We start from the raw sequence: 19049 nt of genomic DNA on the forward strand, positions 1-19049 counted from the left end.
TTTCCTTTTTATTTTTTTAATTTTTTATTTGTTCTGTCTTTACTTTTTAATGCAGACTTTGAGCTGTTTGTTTTACCTGAAACACTTTGTTTCATATTTTCGCTTCTATCTGCCCTGTCCAATGGTTTATTTTGATTTCTCCAAACTGTAGCTCTTATGGAAATAGAAAGTATAAAAGCCCCTATAAAGAAAAGCCCTAAGATTGAAGCTACACCAAATGCATCATTAGTCGTATTTTCATAAAGCATATAGCTGTACATCATACCGACTGCGGCACTGCCTGCCATTAAGAGCATATTTTTTTCAAAATCATTCAATTTTTTAATCATATATTTCCTCCGCAATAAGGCTTTTTTATTAAAAGTTAACTAAAACCGGCACCAAAATTTCAGAAAATGACTTTGATGCCGGCAGTTTTAGAATTTAATCACAAAGCAGTAATTTTGCTGTCAGGTATTATTTTAAGACTCAACAAGCTTATTAAGCGGTTTTGACAGAGCAAACAATATAACCATAGTTATAAATGATACTACTGAGAAAGTTACTATAGTCTGCATAAAACCATAGTTTTCAATTACGCCCTGTACATATCCTGTAAGCTTATTTGCCGCAAAAGTAGCAAATATCCATACACCAAGCAGCAATGAAAGATATTTTTTAGGTGCAACCTTGTTTACAAATGAGTTTCCAAGCGGTGAGAAACATATTTCACCAGTAGTAAGGAGTATTCCAAAGAACAAGAGCCAAAGTACTGAAGCCTTATTTGAACCGCCTCCTCTTGCAAGCTCCATAAATATAAGCACCGTATATGCAAGTCCAAGGAAAGCAAACGCAATCGTAACCTTCTGGAACATAGTAAGATCCCCTTGAGGTCTCTTTGCAAGTGTAGCCCAGAGTTTTGCCGCTCCAAGGCTCATAAATATACAAAGCAAACCGTTCCATGTTGTAAATACATGTACAGGTGATAATTTAATTGCTCCTAATGTCATATCAACATTATCTGCCGCATAAAGAGTTAAAGCACTTGACTGCTGTTCATAAAATGTCCAGAATATAATCGAAACAAATGAAACAAATATAATGGCAATAACACCATTGATTTCTTTCTTTGTAAGCTTTACTCCCTTGTTTTCAGAGCTCTTGCTGCCGGAGCTTTTCTCAGCCTCACCTATAACATTTCCCTTTGCATCTGTAAGATATTTAAACGGCAGCCTGCCCTGTCCATGAAGCAGCTTGTATGAAGCGGTAAAAGCTACTCCTCCTATAAACATTAACACTGCACAGAATAAAAATACCTCTCTAAAGCCCAGCATAAGACCTTTTTTGAAAAACTGCATATATGCAACACCCATTATTGCAGAACCAAAAAACGCACCTATATTTACAAATGAATACTGGATTGAGAAAGCAGCGTCCATCTTACTGTCATCTTCAATCATTCTACCCATAAGACCTGCCAGGTTACCTTTAAACAGTCCTGTTCCTATCGAGACTATATAAATCATCATATTTATAGATGCCATATTTTTCACACCAAGTGAACGTATATATGAAGCATAGAGTCCATAAGCAGGATCAACCATATTTACTACTGCCGGATTGCTTGACTTCCAGCCCATAAGATAACCTATTCCCATTATAATACACCCAAGCGTTACGGCATATCTTGCTCCAAGCCACTTATCACATATATATCCGCCTATAAGCGGAGCTATATATGTATATGCAGTAAAGTTTGCCGCAATTATAGCCGCCTGTGCCTTAGGAATTGCAAGCCCTCCATTGGCTACCGCAGCTGTAAGATATAATACAAGCAGTGGTTTCGTACCATAAAAAGCAAACCTTTCAAAAGAGTAAGTCAAACATCCGATGTAAAATCCTATAGGATATTTGGATTTTTCAGCACCAGAATTTTCCATTTAATATAAACCTCCTGTTTATTAAAATACGGCACAACTTAAAATATCTACAGGCAGAAACAGCCTTGCATTAAATTTACAACTGTACCAGAACTACGCACCGCATCCCGTAATCTCTCTATTTAACCCATAAAATAATCTATACTGCTTTGTATTTTGTTTTAATTAATTATTTTATGCCCTTAAGCATTTTATCATAAAATCTTAAAGATGTATATTAAAAAATAATTTTCTTCATATATTCTTTATAACCTAATTTAGCCCTTTGCTTTTTTTACCGCCTCTACAAACTCCTCCGCTTTTTTTCTTACCGCATCATAGTCTCCTGTTTTAGCCCCTTTTGTAAGACTTGAACCTGTGCCTACTGCAAAAGCTCCCGCTTTAAGCCACTTGTCAACATTGTCAACGTCAACACCTCCGCTTGGCATAAATTCTCCCTGAGGAAGCGGACCTTTAAAAGTACTTATTGAAGACGGACCGAGTATATTCCCGGGGAAAAGCTTTATTACATCACAGCCTGCCTCAAGAGCATGTATAGCCTCAGTAGGTGTCATAACTCCCGGCAGCATAGGAATTCTGTATCTATTGCAGAGTCTTACAGTATCTGCGTTAAATCCCGGGCTTACTACATAATTTGCTCCTGCTAAAATTACAAGCCTTGCAGTCTCAGGATCGAGCACAGTACCCGCACCTATAACTATATCCGGGCTGTCAGCATATTTTTCAGAAAGAAATTTAATGAATTCTACAGGGCTTCCATGATCCATCGTCATTGTAATTTCAATAAACTTAATCCCTCCTGCCGTAATGGCATCTACAATCTTTTCACCCTGTGCAGCATCTTTCGCCCTTATAACAGCGATAAGACAGTCTTTTCTCATCTTTGCGATAACATCTTCTTTCTTAAATTTCATTTGAAACTTCCTCCATATCCTTAAATTTTAAAATGTATCTCAGCACATTTCTATATATGAGACTGCGGCTTTTTCTATTTACTTAGCAGTTAAGACAGCAGATTTTTACTGTTTATAATATCTGCAATTTACCTGCAATATTATAAAGTCTGAAACTTATATATTTTTTATAAAATCCATGAAATAGATTTTTCAAGTCTTATAAAATTAATAAATAATAAATAGATTAAAACCCATAAAATTATACTAAATGTCAGAACAAAACTCAAGATTTTTAACTATTTCTTTTCTCATTGCATTAAAATAAACCGAAGTATTGCCACAAACGTTTTTTATATCATATACATTCTCTATAAAACCGTCTTTCATAAGTGCAATTTTATCCGCCAACATAAAAGCTTCATTTATGCTATGTGTTACAAAAAGCACACTCATACCCGCTTTTTTATGTATCTTTAAAAGCTCAGACTGAAGCTGTTTTCTTGTAAAATAATCAAATGCGGCAAAAGGTTCATCCATTATTATAAAGGAAGGATCGTAAGCAAATGCCCTGCCTATTGAGACTCTTTGCTGCATAGCCAAAGAAAGCTGATTTGGATAAGCTGTTTCAAACCCTGAAACTCCAATCATTTTAATAATCGAATCAATATAATCATTACAATATTCCCTTAAAATAGTATCTATATCGTTAAAATCGTTTTTTTCTTCATCTATGCCATATATTTTAGGATATATCTTAATTATATTTGATATTTTTTTTGAATTTTCACCAATATCTGTGTTTAATGTCTTTTCTGGAATTATATGTAATTTTTTGTTTAAAAAAGAAGCAGTCGTTCTTCTTTTTTTATAATCAGTTTTATTTACTATACTCCAATTTATTCTGTTTAAAAACATTTTTTTAAACAGAGAATTTTCATTTACAAAATTTCTGTTTTCATTTTTTATTTTATTTTTAATGCTAAATGCAATATTATCCCTTATATTAAGCCATGGTATAAGACCGGGTTCTTGTAATACAACAGCAGGCTTTACCTGAGTATCTGCAATTACATCCCCTTTATCGGCATATTCAAGTCCTGACAGAATTCTTAAAAGTGTTGTCTTTCCGCATCCGCTCCTTCCTAAAAGCACTGTAATCTCACCGGGCTTTATATCAAGAAATACTCCTCTAAGTATATCTATGGTTTTATTTTCAATGGTAAAACTCTTTTTTATATCTCTAAGTCTAATTCCATTCATTTCCTGAATTCCTTTTTAATAACAATTTTATACAATTATACAAATACTATGCTCTAAGGCTCTTAAGTTCGATATTATTTTATAAGCATACTGAAGATATAAGTTCTTATGCGTACTTTAAAAATACGATTGTGTATATATCCTGTATGGGAATATACAGTATATTTTTTATAATAATCTCACTATATATGAAGTATTTTTGTAGTATTTATATGTATAATATTTTGTACAATTTAAATACCTCTTACAGTATAACATAAGTTAGGCTTACCTGCCATCATAAATTATAAAATCTGTTTGTTTAAATACCAACTTACTATAAACTGCTGTTAATCTCTTTAAATAAATCAAACACAGATATATAGATAGCATAAACTTGGTGTAAAATATATAAATTTTATTTTAAAATCAATATATTTCAAATATTTTATACTAAAACCTTAAGCTGATTCCCTGTATAAATTGCCTGCTTCATTCTAAAAAATAGCCTTTGACTATATAGTTTCTTAAGCCCTTATATATCATATTTGATTTTATATGTGTAACTTTTCGAAGTTTATCAATATATGTTTTGTACAAATATATATAAATAATTTATTTTATTTGAGTGATAATATAGAATAACTGTTATTATATAGATATTTTTGTTGCATTTCGTTATAATATGGTTGTATATATGATTTAGAGGTTACATTTGTATCCTGTTGTTTTAATATGTCGCAATACGGTATACTCCGCAGATTGAGGCAATATAAGCAGGTATGCTGTACAAATCTTATCATGATACATTCTGATACAAAAGCTTGTCAGATTTGTTATATTTATTTTTAAGGAGGATTTCAATATGCATATTAAAAAAGAAATAAGCCCACGCCAGGTTACTCTTGATGCTGAAGAATTTTACAGAGGAGGATATTTTTGCTGTGAAGCAATTATGGCATCTGTAAAGAAAAATTTTGAACTTGATGTTCCTGATGAAGTTATCGCAATGTCATCAGGTATGTCAGTAGGTGCAGGTCGTTCAGGATGTATGTGCGGCGCATTAAACGGAGGTGTACTCGCACTCGGTATGTTCTTTGGACGTACAGCACAAAACGGTCCAAAGGATCCAAAAGTTGTAAAATGTATGCAGCTTACAAATGAGCTTCATGACTTTTTTAAAAACACAAATGGCAAAAAGTCTGTATGCTGCAGAATTCTTACAAGGGAATTCGACATGGGAAAAGGTGAACACAAAGAACAGTGCATACGCTATACAGGACTTTGTGCCGGAAAGGTTGCTGAGATCATAGTTAGAGAATATGGTCTTGTAAATCTTGATGAAATTGAAGGTGCATCTGATAATGTTGAGAAACAATCAGCTACCGCATAGAGCACATAATGTAGGTTGTGATAATAAAATACCGGTTTACTTATACAGTTAAGTATTTTAAATTTATTGCAATGTCCTGTAATATGATTATAAAATACAGGGACAATCTTAAAACAAGCTGATTTAAAACAAATCAGTTAAAGGGTAAAGTACAAAAAGCTTCTTCTGACCCGGCAGGGTACATGGAGCTTTTTGTGTCTGTAAAAAGGAATTAAAAAGAAAGGCTTAATAATTTATGAACCAATTGTTAAAAAGAGTAACTATGCCGGTCGCCGGAGTAATGCTGGGTATGGCTGCACTTGGAAATCTTCTGCAAAGTTTCGGAGAGGGAATAAGATATATATGCGGAGTGTTGTCAGCTTTTTTTGCCTTGCTGCTTATATTAAAATATATTATAAATCCAAAAGACTTTAAAATTGACATGAACAGTTCTGTATCAGCAAGTGTTTCAGGTACATTTCCTATGGGTATTATGTTGCTGTCAACCTATATAAAGCCCTTTATAGGAAATGCCGCTTTTTATATCTGGGCAGCAGCGGTCGGACTTCACATACTTCTTATATTTTACTTCACATACAGATTTTTTATAAAGCAGTTTGATCTTAAAGATGTATTTGCGAGTTACTACATAGTATATGTAGGTATAGTAGTTGCTTCAGTTACCGCTCCTGCCTACAATATGCAGGCATTTGGAAATGCTGCATTCTGGTTCGGCTTTGCCACATTTATACTGCTTTTTATACTTGTAAGTATAAAATATAATAAATTTAAGGATATTCCCGCACCTGCAAAACCTCTTATATGTATATATACCGCACCTTTAAGTCTGTGTATAGCAGGTTATGTCCAGTCAGTTATGCCCAAATCAAAGGAAATGCTTATAGTTATGTTTATAGCCGCATCTATAATATATATATTTACACTTATAAAGGCAGTGGACTTTATCAGAGGAAATTTTTATCCGAGTTTCGCATCATTTACGTTCCCTTTTGTAATAAGTGCTATCGCAGCCAAAATGACTATGGCTGCACTTACAAAGATGGGGGTTCAGTTTATTAATTTAAAATATATAGTACTCGCAGAAACTATAATTGCTGTCGGATTTTGTTTATATACTTATATATTTTTTTAAAGTTTATGTTTACAAATCCGGTAAATAAAAATGCATAAATCTTATATATACGAAAAACTTCCCGTTAAAGATATAAAACATGAATTGCTTTATTTATAGCTTTATCGGGAAGTTTTTTCGTTATATTATATATATTTATAATAATATGTTTTTTAATTTATAATAGGGTAGCGAGTCATATATTGACACATAGCACATACAAAACGGCTGAATTATTTTAACTGCATTTGAAGTATTTCCTTTGCTTTCTTAAGTGCCTCTTCAATGTTTTCAGGATTTTTTGCCTCCTGCCTGTGCCATATTCGGTCTTCCGCCTCCGCCTCCGCCTACAATAGGTGCAATTTCTTTAATAATCTTTCCGGCATCGGCACCGTTTTTTAAAGCGGCATCCCCTGCCATAACCATAAGGTTTACATTTCCTGAAACTTTTGAAGCAAGAACTACAACTCCTCCCTGTGTCTTTTCTTTAAGCCCGTCGCCAAGATTTCTAAGCTCATTCATCTCAACATTTTCAACACACATTGAAATAAGTTTAATACCTTTTATATCAGTTATTCTGTCTGAAGCATCACCCATACTCTCCTTTGCCAGCTTTGCCTTAAGACTCTCATTTTCAGATTTAATCATTTTAAGTTCATCAAGAATACCTCTGATTCTTTCTGCAATATTTGAGGGTGTGGTTTTAAGTTCATTTGCCGCCTCATTAAGCATTATTTCAATATTTTCGTAATAATTACGGACTGAATCCGATGTTATAGCCTCAATACGCCTCACTCCGGCAGCTATTCCGTTTTCGGAAATTATTTTAAATGCAGCTATATCAGAGGTGTTTTTTACATGTGTGCCTCCACATAACTCCTTTGAATAATCACCCATACTTACAACTCTTACATTCTCTGCGTACTTTTCACCAAAAAGTGCCATAGCACCTGTTTTTTTAGCAGAATCAAGATCCATTATGTCAGTCTTGACATCAAGTGCCATCCTGATTTCAGTATTTACCTCATCTTCAACCTTTTTCAGTTCTTCCTGTGTAAGTGCTAAAAAATGAGTAAAGTCAAATCTTAATCTATCCGCCTCAACAAGGCTTCCTGCCTGCTCAACATGTTTTCCCAGTACATTTCTAAGAGCTTTATGCAAAAGATGTGTTGCGCTGTGGTTTTTACAGGTTTCCTCTCTTTTTACCGCATCTACTTCAAGCTGTACAAAAACTCCCGTTCTTAAAAGACCTTCTTTAACATATCCTATATGACCTGTTTTATTTCCCTGTATCTTAATACAATCCTCAACTATAAATTTCCCTTCGTCATTATATATGATACCCTTATCAGAACTTTGTCCGCCCATTGTAGCATAAAAAGGTGTTATATCGGTTATTATAGTACCCCTCTCACCGACAGTAAGTGCCTGTACTATCTCGTCATCAGAAACAGCGGTGATAATTTTTCCTCTTGATTTAAGACTGTCATAGCCTGTAAATTCACTTTTTATATCAGCCGGTATTTTCTGATATACAGTTACATCGGCTCCCATATAATTAGTTCCTTTTCTGGCATCTCTGGCTTTTTTTCGCTGTTTTTCCATTTCAGCATTAAAGCCTTCCTCATCTATGACATATCCGTCTTCTTCAAGTATCTCCTTAGTCAGGTCATACGGAAAACCATAGGTGTCATAAAGCTTAAATACATCTTTTCCGTCAAGAACCTTACCCCCGCTTCTCCTTAGTTCTTCTTTCATCTGCGAAAGTATACCCAGACCATTATCTATATTCTTATAAAATCTTTCTTCCTCTTCGGCAATTACCTTAAGTATCATATCCTTTCTGTCATTTAATTCCGGATATGCCTCCTTATTCATATCAATTACCCTGGCTGCAAGGCCTGAAAGAAATTTTTTATCAATACCGAGTATCCTTCCATGTCTTGCAGCTCTCCTTAAAAGCCGTCTGAGCACATATCCCCTGCCCTCATTCTGCGGCATTATACCGTCAGAAATCATAAATGTACATGAACGTATATGATCGGTAATCAGTCTTAATGATATATCCTTTAAAGGATCTTTATTATATGAGGTCGAGGCTGTATCCGCCACTGCATCAAGAAGTGCCTTTATAGTATCAACTTCAAATATAGAACCTACATCCTGAACTACAACCGCAAGTCTTTCAAGCCCCATACCGGTATCTATATTTTTTTGTTCAAGCTCAGTATAATTCCCTTTTCCATCACCATTAAACTGTGTAAATACATTATTCCAAACCTCCATATACCTGTCGCAGCTGCAGCCTACAGTGCAGTTTTCCTTATGGCATCCATATTTTTCACCCCTGTCATAATATACCTCGGAACAGGGGCCACATGGACCTGAACCATGTTCCCAGAAATTATCCTCTTTGCCGAATCTGTATATTTTATGCGACGGTATACCTATTTCTTTATTCCATATTTCAAATGCCTCATCATCTTCAAGATAAACCGAAGGGTAAAGTCTTTCTTTATCAAGCCCCATATCAACAGTCAAAAACTCCCATGTCCAGGATATGGCTTCTCTCTTGAAATAATCACCAAATGAGAAATTACCGAGCATTTCAAAAAAAGTACCATGTCTTGCAGTCTTTCCGACATTTTCAATATCACCTGTTCTTATACACTTCTGGCATGTTGCAACTCTGCTTTTAGGAGGTTTTTCCTGTCCTGTAAAATAGGGTTTAAGCGGTGCCATACCTGAATTTATAAGCAAAAGACTGTTGTCATTTTTAGGTACAAGAGAAAAACTTTTCATTATATAGTGTTCTTTTCTTTTAAAAAAGTCAAGAAATTTTGTTCTTATTTCATTCACTCCATAATACTTACTCATGGGTTTCCTCCGAAAATCTTAAATTTAATTTATATTACATTTACTTATAGTTTTTATTTTACTTTGAAAATAAAATTATAAGTATCTATTTTTTCTGTGCATCCTTGTAATCACGGAATTTTTTTCCGGCTTTAATCCCGATAATTGATATCAATATAAAAATCAAAGCCCTCACCAGATTCATTATAATTTCATTTATCAACATAGTCATATTCTAAAAACCACCTTTCTTAAAATATAGAATGTTTATGCTGTTTCAGCAGCTATAAAACTATGTATTAAAGTATACCACAGTTTTATAGTTTTAACAGGATTATATTTATTTTTTCCCAAGCAGTTCTTTATATCTTTCAAGCAGTTCATAAGCCCTTATCTTTGTACTTTCAGCCTGACTTTTAATATATTCCGTATTGTCGTTTGAGCCCCTAAGTCTTGAGACTGCATCAAGTGCATCCGCATCTCTTTGCTTCTTCCATTCATTTTGTTCGGTTTCCAAAGCCTTTGCCTCAGAATCACTTAACCCTGCAACTATATTTCTGTAAAGATCTCTAAGTTCCATCTCCCATCTCTGAAATTCCGAAGCGGCAGCTTCCTTTTGTTTTTTAGGCTGCTCAAAATTTTCATCCGCTTTTAGTTTATCAAAATATGACTCAATCTCGGCAAATACATTTATATAATAATCATATTTACCGTAACTTGTTTCCATCTGAGTTGCCTCAAGCATCATATTTTTTTCAATTTCAGATGCTACATATCTATTTACTGCGTAAGTAAGCAGAATACCTGATATAAAAATTGCAGTTATTATAAGCTTTAAATATTTTTCTTTTTTCATACCATATATATTTTCATACCATAATAATTTATATTAAAATTTATCTTCAATAAGATCAGCACTGCATGCAGCATCAACTGCAAGCTTATCGCATAATTCATTTTCAGGATGACCGGCATGTCCTTTTATCCATATAAACGAAACATCATGCGGCTGTTTTGCCCTAAGAAGTCGTTTCCATAGATCTATATTTTTAACAGTCTCATTTTTTCCTCTTTTCCACCCCTTTTTAATCCATGAATCAATCCAGTTTTTATTAAATGCATCAGTCAAATATTTTGAATCCGAATAAACCTCAACTCTGCACGGTTTTATAAGCGCCTCAAGACCTGTGATACAGCCCATAAGTTCCATGCGATTGTTTGTAGTCTTTTTATATCCCTGAAAAAACTGCCTTTCATGATTTTTACCGTTTTTATCAGTAAATTTTATTATAGTTGCATATCCCCCGGGACCTTCAGGATTACCTTTTGCCGCTCCGTCAGAATAGATTTTTACAAAGTCCATAATTCAAAGCTCTTTCTTTTATATTAATACTCTTTATACATACTCTATACTCCGAAAATATGTTTTTACAGCTTCCTTATCAGACGATATCTGTTTTTTCAGATCATCAAGTGAGCTGAACTTTCTTTCAGGTCTTATAAATTTAATAAAACTTATTTCTATATCAGAACCGTAGATATTCCGGTCGAAATCATATATATAGGTTTCAACTCTTGGACAATGCTTTTTCTTGTCATTATCGACAGTAGGATTAATTCCGACATTTGTAAGTCCCTGGTATTCTTCCCCTGTTTTTATAATTCTTACCTTTGAAGCATAAACCCCGAATCTGGGCAGGTGTTTATTTTTGGGCGGAATTATATTTACAGTCGGAAACCCTAAAATTTTACCTCCTATCATATTCCCCTGCACAACCCTGCCATGTATACTGTAATTGCTTCCAAGAAGTCTGTTTGCCTTCTCTATATTGCCACTGTCAAGCTCAGCCCGTATAAAAGTCGAACTTATATCCCGGTTATTCTCATCCTTTAGTTTTTCAATAATAATAACATCATATGATGATTCTTCAGGAAGTTTTTTAGCGACCTCTTTAAGCAAATCGGCATTTCCCTCCTTATTGTGCCCGAAAGCACAGTCAGGTCCTGCAACAATCGCTTTCATATGCATTTTTTCAATAAGTATATTCATTATAAAATCTTCACCGCCTATATGTGAAACCTCTTTATTGAAAGGATATTCTATAAGATAGTCTATACCTGCTTCCTCAAGCATTTTATTTCTTTCATCATTAGTGGTTATCTGTCCTGTATACTGTTCTGCATTTTGGAGCTGTTTATCAGCATAATATTTATTCCGAAAACCGCCTACAATCTCATACGGTGCAGTATTAAAAGTAAAAACCGCTGTTTTTAAGCCTTTTTTCAAAGCTATATTCTTCATGACTGCAAGCAGTTTTCTGTGCCCTATATGTTCCCCGTCAAATTTCCCTATTGTAAGCACTGTGGCTTCATTTATATAAAAATCAGTTGTATTCACATATTGCTTCATGTTTCTAAAACTCCAGTTGCTATATACTCTTTTATAATTTGAATTAAATATCATTGCCCATAATATTTCAGGGAAACACTTAACAAGTGTCTTCAGTGCAAAAATCGCAGGTGTTTTGTACCTTTACTATGCGATTTTAGGCAGAACCATGCACATATATCCAAGAAAATTATGATTAATCATATTTTTCTTAGGATTAAAAATTTTTATATACAATGAATTGATTATCATTTTCAATATACTTATAAACAGCCTTAAAACTGCCATTTATATCATATACCCGAAAAAATTCACCGTCATAAGGCTTTCTTTCAATACAGGTATTTATAAGGCTTAATTTATTTCCGTTCTCTATATATCTTTCATATCCTTTTTTTACCTTAAGTATATCAAGCTTTTTAAAATAATGTTCAATCGGCATTATTACATGTTTTAAATATTCAGGTCTTTCAGATATAAGCTTTTCTTCTCTTAACAGTTCTTCTTTAACCAATTCTTCCAATCTGCCTAAACTTATTGAATCCTCTATTCTAAATTCTCCTGACCTTATTCTTACAAGACTTTCCATACAGGCTCCTGTACCAAGTCTCTCTCCTATATCATGACAAAGTGTTCTTATATAAGTCCCTTTTGAACAGCAGACTTTAATTATAATCCTTGGAAACGGAATATCATACGCTCCGGCAGGGCTTTTTTCAGGAGTTCTGTTCAGTTTAATACCTTCAGCTTCAGTTATTATATCCTCTACTTCTATATCAAAAATTTCAACCTTCCTGGGTTCTCTCTTTATCTCTATTCCCTGCCTTGCAAGATCAACAAGCTTCCTGCCTCCTACTTTAATAGCTGAATACATTGGCGGAATCTGCATATATTCACCTTTAAAATACATTATATTTTTTATAATATCTTCTTTTGAAAGCTCAGGCAGTCTAATACAGTTTTTAGTTATTTTTCCGGATATATCCTGAGTATCCGTTGTAATTCCCAAAATCATGACTGCCCTATACTCCTTTGTCTTATCAGTCATAAGTTCGCAGAGTTTTGTGGCATTTCCCAGACATACAGGCAAAACTCCTGTGGCATCAGGATCAAGCGTGCCTGTATGTCCTATCCTTTTCATCTTAAATATCCTGCGAAGTCTGGCAACAACATCATGTGAAGTAGGTCCCTTTTCCTTGAAGATATTTATAATACCGTCAATCATACTCTAAACATCCCCAAGTACAGGTACAAGCCTTGAAGATATATTATTTACTATATCATGAGGTGAGCCTGCCATAGTAAATGCTGCCGCCCGCTGATGCCCGCCTCCGCCAAACTGACGGGCTATGCCGCTTACATCAACTTTATCAACCGAGCGCATACTGACCTTATATACATGCGGTTCAATCTCATACATAAATAATGCAACCTCAATTCCTTCAGTATTTCTAAGCTGGTCTATAATACCGTCAAGATCTTTGCCGTCAACACCGTAAAAATCCATTATTTTACGATTTACAACAGAATAAATGCACTTTCCTCCAAAAAATATTATACTTTCAAGAAGTGCTCTTCCAAGTATTTGATTCTGCCTGTACGTCTTTTTATAATAACTCTTATCTATTATATTGCTAAAATCCACACCCTTTGATATAAGCTCTGCCGCAGCCTCCATTGTAAATGTAGAAGTACACCGATACTTGAATACACCCGTATCATGGATTATACCCGTATATAGACATTCAGCAGTATTTTTATCTATACCCTGTTTATCAAATATCTTATATAAAAGCTCACAGGTTGAACTGGCATCATCTTCGACTATACTGATTCCGGTAAATTTTGTATTAGTTACATGATGATCTATGCCTAAAGTTATGGCTGCATTTTTGAGAATTTTCTCACTGAATCCTAACCTCTCCGAAGATGCGGCATCAAGGCATATAAAAAGATCCGGTCTGTAATCTTTTGGAACCTCAGTTTTTATCTCATAATATCCGTTTAAATATGAGAATTTTGCAGCAGGTTTTTCAAGAAATACCTGTACTTTGGTACTGTGGTAATTATTTTTTATATAATTGTATACTGCAAGGCATGAGCCTATACAATCTCCATCAGGTCTTACATGCCCTGATACGGCAACACTTCCTGCCCCTGACAAAAATTCTTTAAACTTTTTTCTTGCTTCATTTAACTGGGACTCAGTTAATATTTTACCCGAAATACTCTGATTTGAAATATTTGTATCTCTTTTAATAAAATTTTCCAAGCATTATTCCTCCGTCTTATCTTCATCTCTGCCAATTTCAGTTTCATCTTCTAAGATATTTATATCTGCGGCATTTGTAGAAGTATCTGTATTGTCAGATACCTCCATATCTTTATTTACTACCTCATCTATAAGCCTCGATATTTTCATGCCATATTCAAGAGAATTGTCCAGTACAAACCTAAGCTCCGGAGTATTTCTTAAGTTCAGTTTTGAGGCAAGCAGGCTTCTTATAAAACCTGCCGCACTTTTAAGACCTTCTATCGTTTCCCTTGCTTCATCTTCATTGCCAAGCACACTGATATACACCTTGCAGTATTTAAGATCATTTGTAACCTCTGCACCTGTAACAATCGTCATGGGCTTTATCCTCGGGTCCTTTATATCCGCTCTTATAATATCTGCTATTTCTCTATGTACCTCGGAGTTTATCCTTATGTTTTTAATGGTTTTTTTGCCCATATTTACCTCCTGTCAGTAGATATCTCTATTTCATATATGCAAAAATAAAAACCGTTTTTTAAAATTTTACTTTTATAAAATAGTGTTTTTATATTATGCTCTTGAAACCTCTGCCATTATATACGCTTCAACCTGATCAAGTTCAAGAAGATCATTGAATTTTTCAAATACAAGTCCGCATTCATAGCCTGCAGCAACCTCCTTGACATCATCCTTGAATCTTTTTAATGATGCAAGATTTCCGTCAAATATTACATCTCCGTCTCTTATAATTCTTGCCTTGCAGCCTCTCTGGAATTTGCCGTCAAGCACATATGAGCCTGCTATCGTACCTACTCCGGAAGCTTTAAACAGCTGCCTTACCTCAGCATGACCTATAATCCTTTCCTCATATACAGGTTCAAGCATACCCTTCATTGCCGCCTCTATATCTTCAATAGCCTTATATATAACTTTATAAAGTCTTAAATCAACATTTTCATGCTCAGCACTTGCTTTTGCGGCGCTGTCAGGTCTTACATTGAATCCTATTATAATAGCATTGCTTGCGGCAGCAAGTGCAACATCCGATTCATTTACCGCACCTACACCTCCATGTATTACTTTAACCGCAACCTCCTCATTTGAAAGCTTTGAAAGGGACTGTTTTACAGCTTCTACCGAACCCTGTACATCAGCCTTTACAATTATAGGCAGTTCTTTTACATTTCCGGCTTTTATCTGACTGAAAAGATCATCAAGACTGAGTTTTGCCTTGGTTTCCTCTATAAGTTTATTCTTGCTTTCAGAGATAAATGTTGCGGCAAATGCCTTGGCTTCCTTATCATTTTCAGTAGCAACAAATACTTCACCTGCATTTGGCACATTATCAAGTCCCAATATCTCAACAGGTGTAGAAGGAAGTGCCGTTTTAACTCTCTGCCCCTTGTCATTTATCATGGCACGTACTTTTCCGGAACATGCACCTGCCGCTATAAAATCTCCCACATTCAGAGTTCCTTTTTGTACAAGTATAGTTGCCACAGGTCCCTTACCCTTATCAAGCTCGGCTTCTATAACAAGTCCCCTTGCTCTACGGTTCGGATTCGCTTTAAGCTCTTTAACCTCCGCAGTAAGTATTATCATCTCAAGCAGGTTTTCAATACCCTCTTTTGTATGTGCCGATACGGGACAGAATATTGTCTGACCTCCCCAATCCTCAGGTATTAAATCATATTCTGAAAGTTCCTGTTTCACTCTGTCAATATTTGCGCTTTCTTTATCTATCTTATTTACTGCAACTATAATCTCAACTCCGGCAGCTCTTGCATGACTTATCGCTTCTACAGTCTGAGGCATAACACCATCATCAGCAGCTACTACAAGTATAGCTATATCAGTTGACAGAGCGCCTCTCATACGCATTGCCGTAAATGCTTCATGACCGGGGGTATCCAGGAAGGTTATAGGCTGTCCGTTTATGCTTACCATATAAGCACCTATATGCTGCGTAATGCCGCCGGCCTCCTGAGTACTTACATTTGTTTTTCTTATAGCATCAAGAAGTGAAGTTTTTCCATGGTCTACATGTCCCATAACACATACAACCGGAGGTCTTGATACCTGCAGTCCTTCATCTTCCTCATCTTCCTTTAACAGTTCTTCTATAACATCAACTTTTTCTTCAAGTGTACATATAACATCATATTCAAGAGCTATATCCTCAGCCTGTTGAAAGCTTATCTCGCTGTTTATAGTAACCATACTTCCCTTAAGGAAAAGTTTTTTAACGATGGATGCCGGCTGCAGCTTAAGCTTGGCTGCCAGTTCCTTAATTGTAATTATTTCAGGTATTACAATCTCTTTTATATCTTCTTCAACAACATCAACCTTTGGTTTAACCGGCATTATAAAAGGATGCTTGCTTACTCTTCCTTTTGAAGGTCCGTCCTCAGTACGATGCTTTTTATCCAGCTTATTGCTGTTTTTAAAATTATTTTTATTAATCCTGTTTGAAGAAGTCTTTTTAGCAAGCAGCTCCATACTGTTTTTCTTTTCTGCTCCCTGAGCCTTTGATCTGTTCTGCCTCGGTCTTTGATCATTACTTTTTTCATCTTTGTCCTTATCAGAAAAATCATCCCTGTAAGCCCTTGATCTTAACTCTTGAGAATTAGACATCAAACCTTGTCTTTTATCTGTAAAACTTTGCTTTCGTGTATCAACTCTTGAATCAGATCTTAAATCATTCCCGTTTCTATTATCATTTTTATAAGCCTGCCTGCTGGAGCCTTTTACAGATACCCTGTTTTCGTTTTTATTTACTGACTTACCGTCTGCTCTGTTATCATATTTTGCACCGTTTTTATTTTCCGGTCTGCCGAAATTTCTGTTTTCCGCTCTATTATCAGATTTATTTTGATACCTGCCGTCAGATTTATTATCTCTTCTTGTATCAGATTTACCGTCAGTTCTGTTTGGCATCTTATTTTCAGCTTTATTATCCTGTCTGTTTACAGATTTAATATCATGCCTTATGCTTTCAGCTGTACTGCCTTTTTGTTGGTTTTTTGCCTTATTTTCATTCGGTTTGCGGTTTTCTCTGTTTTTTCTGCCGTCCCTATCATCTCTTACATCCTTTTGATGTCTGCCTTTAGCTAAACTTTCGGCTTGATTTAAAGCCTTTTCATTCCTGCTGTTTTCAACAACTTGAACGTTGTTTTTTTCATTACTGTTTTCCCGATCGCTTCCGGTGTCCTTAACTAAATCTGCCTGTTTACTTTCCACTGATACTTTCACTGCCTCTTTTTCATTTTTACTATTTGCTAATATTGTTTCATCATTTTTCAAATCATTTTTATCATATACTTTATCCTTATCCGTATAAGACTCAGATGTTATGTCAACATCTGATTTTTCTGATTCCGGAGTATAATCCGTCAACTTATCGCCTTGCAAGGTTTTTCTTTCATTATCCCCCTGCATGACATCTATATCCGTTTTTTCCTCTCTCTTACCGCTCTGTACCGGTGATTCCGAAGACAAAACAGAATTTGAATGTTTTGGGGTGTTTATATTTTTTGAAACTATATTATTATGTTCGACAGCCTTATTATCAATAATAATGTTCTTTAATTTTTCTCTATCCAGTTTATTAAGGGCTTCACCTAAAATTGAAGTTGCAGCTTTATTTTGATTTTTTCCCTTTCTGATATCTTCTGTATGTTTTATCTTATTTTCCTTTTTCCTCCTGTGCTTTTCCTGTTGAGTAACCTCCTTTTTAAACTCATTATTTTGAGGCCCTTTAGCTTCCGTTCTGTTATCATTAGGTACATGTATCTGTCCATGTGCCTGCAAAGATTCTTTACCGCTCTTATTTTCTTCCGGCAGTCCCTCTTTAATATTATTATCATTTTTATTTTTTTATTTTTTCTGCGGTTTTCATCTTTTTTATCAGTTTCTTTTTGATACTGACCAATAGATTTTTCCGCATTTTGAGGACGAAAAACAGCCATTATTTTATTCTTCTGTCCAGCCAAAACATTATCTGTTTTATAACCGGCATTTACTTTATCAGTCTTTATACTGATGTCGCCTTTAGATATATTTTCTTGGTTTTGCACGTTTTCAGACGTACTTTCTGCAGTTTTTTTAATATCTGAGTGTTCATCTTTAATCTCACTGCTCACTTCTTTTATGCCGGTTTTAGAAGTTTCGTTATTTTTATTCTTTAAAACTGTCTCATCCTTTGTTTTTAAGGCAGTTTCTATATCCTTTTGTTTGTCTGATTCAGAAGTCTTATACCTGTTTCTTATAGCCTCTTCCTCATCCCCGCTTATATTTGAGGCAGGAGTTTTTCCTGTAACACCTTTTTTTTCAAGGATTTCAAGAATTACTTTACTTTGTATATCAAGTTCTTTAGCAAGTTCTCTGATTCTCAATATGTTATACCTCCTCTTTTTCAATCATTTTCTTTATATTTAATGCAAAATTTTTATCACTTATAGCTAATGATGATCTCGGACTTTTACCTATAGCCTTCCCCAGATTATCTGCTGAAGAATATACCTTTATAGGAACCTTGTAAAAATTACATTTATTAAAAAACAGCTTCTTAGTATTTTCCGAAGCATCTCCTGAAACAATTACAAGCTGTGCCTTATGAGATTTTATAAGTTTTTCAGTATTAAATCCGCCGCTTGATACCTTTCCCGCATTCATCGCAATACCTAAAAAACTAAGTACCTTATCCATATAAATCCTCCATCTGTAATACAAGATTCTCATAAACTTCCTTAGAAACCGGGATTTTAAATGACCTGTCAAGACCTCTGCTTTTTAATGCTTTTTTCATACACTCGGCATTCTTGCATATATACGCCCCCCGACCGTTTTTTTTACCGGTTTCATCTATAATTATCTGTATGTCTTCTGTTCTTACAATCCTGACCATCTCTTTTTTATCTTTTTGGATCCCGCATCCTATGCACAATCTCTGCGGCTGCTTCTTTTTAATTATGACCTACCTCCTGTTCC

The 19049-nt window shown here is 34.8% G+C and carries 17 protein-coding genes and 1 pseudogene; 2 read left to right on the forward strand and 16 right to left on the reverse strand.

Annotation, left to right across the window (positions count from 1 at the left end; genetic code table 11):
* Window positions 1-8 precede the first annotated feature (8 nt).
* The 4 genes from HMPREF9333_RS05205 to HMPREF9333_RS12205 all read right to left on the reverse strand — a co-directional run bounded on the left by HMPREF9333_RS05205 (window position 9) and on the right by HMPREF9333_RS12205 (window position 4075).
* Entirely contained in the window at window positions 9-329 is a 321-nt protein-coding gene (locus HMPREF9333_RS05205) for a hypothetical protein (protein WP_005540366.1), read from the reverse strand.
* 132 nt (window positions 330-461) lie between these two features.
* A complete protein-coding gene (locus HMPREF9333_RS05210; protein ID WP_005540367.1) occupies window positions 462-1919 on the reverse strand; it encodes a peptide MFS transporter in 1458 nt (485 codons plus the stop codon).
* Between the two features lie 257 nt (window positions 1920-2176).
* Window positions 2177-2833: a bifunctional 2-keto-4-hydroxyglutarate aldolase/2-keto-3-deoxy-6-phosphogluconate aldolase gene (locus tag HMPREF9333_RS05215; RefSeq protein ID WP_005540370.1), complete on the reverse strand. Its 657-nt coding sequence runs from the start codon at window positions 2831-2833 to the stop codon at window positions 2177-2179.
* A 246-nt stretch (window positions 2834-3079) separates the two neighbouring features.
* The gene (locus tag HMPREF9333_RS12205) at window positions 3080-4075 is read right to left on the reverse strand and encodes an ABC transporter ATP-binding protein (protein WP_005540372.1); all 996 of its coding nucleotides are present in this window, start codon (window positions 4073-4075) and stop codon (window positions 3080-3082) included.
* 844 nt (window positions 4076-4919) lie between these two features.
* Between HMPREF9333_RS12205 and HMPREF9333_RS05230 the strand changes: the two genes are divergently transcribed.
* On the forward strand, window positions 4920-5447 hold the full coding sequence (locus tag HMPREF9333_RS05230) for a C-GCAxxG-C-C family protein (RefSeq protein WP_005540374.1): 528 nt from the start codon (window positions 4920-4922) through the stop codon (window positions 5445-5447).
* A 235-nt stretch (window positions 5448-5682) separates the two neighbouring features.
* Entirely contained in the window at window positions 5683-6579 is an 897-nt protein-coding gene (locus HMPREF9333_RS05235) for a TDT family transporter (RefSeq protein ID WP_005540376.1), read from the forward strand.
* 212 nt (window positions 6580-6791) lie between these two features.
* Here the strand turns inward: HMPREF9333_RS05235 and alaS are convergent.
* The 12 genes and pseudogenes from alaS to rnpM form a co-directional block, all read right to left on the reverse strand.
* A pseudogene (gene alaS, locus HMPREF9333_RS05240) lies at window positions 6792-9435 on the reverse strand (alanine--tRNA ligase).
* A gap of 85 nt (window positions 9436-9520) precedes the next feature.
* Window positions 9521-9646, reverse strand: a complete 126-nt coding sequence (locus tag HMPREF9333_RS13480; RefSeq protein ID WP_276979389.1) for a hypothetical protein — start codon at window positions 9644-9646, stop codon at window positions 9521-9523.
* 108 nt (window positions 9647-9754) lie between these two features.
* The gene (locus HMPREF9333_RS05245) at window positions 9755-10270 is read right to left on the reverse strand and encodes a lysozyme inhibitor LprI family protein (protein ID WP_005540380.1); all 516 of its coding nucleotides are present in this window, start codon (window positions 10268-10270) and stop codon (window positions 9755-9757) included.
* A gap of 33 nt (window positions 10271-10303) precedes the next feature.
* On the reverse strand, window positions 10304-10777 hold the full coding sequence (gene rnhA / locus HMPREF9333_RS05250) for a ribonuclease HI (RefSeq protein ID WP_005540381.1): 474 nt from the start codon (window positions 10775-10777) through the stop codon (window positions 10304-10306).
* A 33-nt stretch (window positions 10778-10810) separates the two neighbouring features.
* Entirely contained in the window at window positions 10811-11824 is a 1014-nt protein-coding gene (locus tag HMPREF9333_RS05255; RefSeq protein WP_005540382.1) for a bifunctional riboflavin kinase/FAD synthetase, read from the reverse strand.
* Between the two features lie 196 nt (window positions 11825-12020).
* The gene (truB, locus tag HMPREF9333_RS05260) at window positions 12021-13028 is read right to left on the reverse strand and encodes a tRNA pseudouridine(55) synthase TruB (protein ID WP_005540383.1); all 1008 of its coding nucleotides are present in this window, start codon (window positions 13026-13028) and stop codon (window positions 12021-12023) included.
* A gap of 3 nt (window positions 13029-13031) precedes the next feature.
* Window positions 13032-14018 carry a DHH family phosphoesterase gene (locus tag HMPREF9333_RS05265; RefSeq protein ID WP_050798112.1) on the reverse strand — a complete coding sequence of 329 codons (987 nt, stop codon included), beginning with the start codon at window positions 14016-14018 and terminating at the stop codon, window positions 13032-13034.
* A gap of 60 nt (window positions 14019-14078) precedes the next feature.
* Window positions 14079-14537: a 30S ribosome-binding factor RbfA gene (gene rbfA / locus HMPREF9333_RS05270; RefSeq protein ID WP_005540385.1), complete on the reverse strand. Its 459-nt coding sequence runs from the start codon at window positions 14535-14537 to the stop codon at window positions 14079-14081.
* A 93-nt stretch (window positions 14538-14630) separates the two neighbouring features.
* Window positions 14631-17498 (reverse strand): translation initiation factor IF-2, encoded by a 2868-nt coding sequence (gene infB, locus HMPREF9333_RS05275; RefSeq protein WP_005540386.1) that lies wholly within the window; start codon window positions 17496-17498, stop codon window positions 14631-14633.
* 242 nt (window positions 17499-17740) lie between these two features.
* Window positions 17741-18454, reverse strand: a complete 714-nt coding sequence (locus HMPREF9333_RS05280) for a translation initiation factor IF-2 N-terminal domain-containing protein (RefSeq protein ID WP_005540387.1) — start codon at window positions 18452-18454, stop codon at window positions 17741-17743.
* A 4-nt stretch (window positions 18455-18458) separates the two neighbouring features.
* Complete coding sequence (locus tag HMPREF9333_RS05285) at window positions 18459-18767, reverse strand: L7Ae/L30e/S12e/Gadd45 family ribosomal protein (protein WP_005540388.1); 309 nt, start codon at window positions 18765-18767, stop codon at window positions 18459-18461.
* On the reverse strand, window positions 18760-19032 hold the full coding sequence (rnpM, locus tag HMPREF9333_RS05290) for an RNase P modulator RnpM (RefSeq protein WP_156797281.1): 273 nt from the start codon (window positions 19030-19032) through the stop codon (window positions 18760-18762). Before rnpM ends, HMPREF9333_RS05285 begins: the two co-directional genes overlap by 8 nt.
* Window positions 19033-19049 lie beyond the last annotated feature (17 nt).

This window comes from Johnsonella ignava ATCC 51276, assembly GCF_000235445.1.
GTDB lineage: Bacteria > Bacillota > Clostridia > Lachnospirales > Lachnospiraceae > Johnsonella > Johnsonella ignava.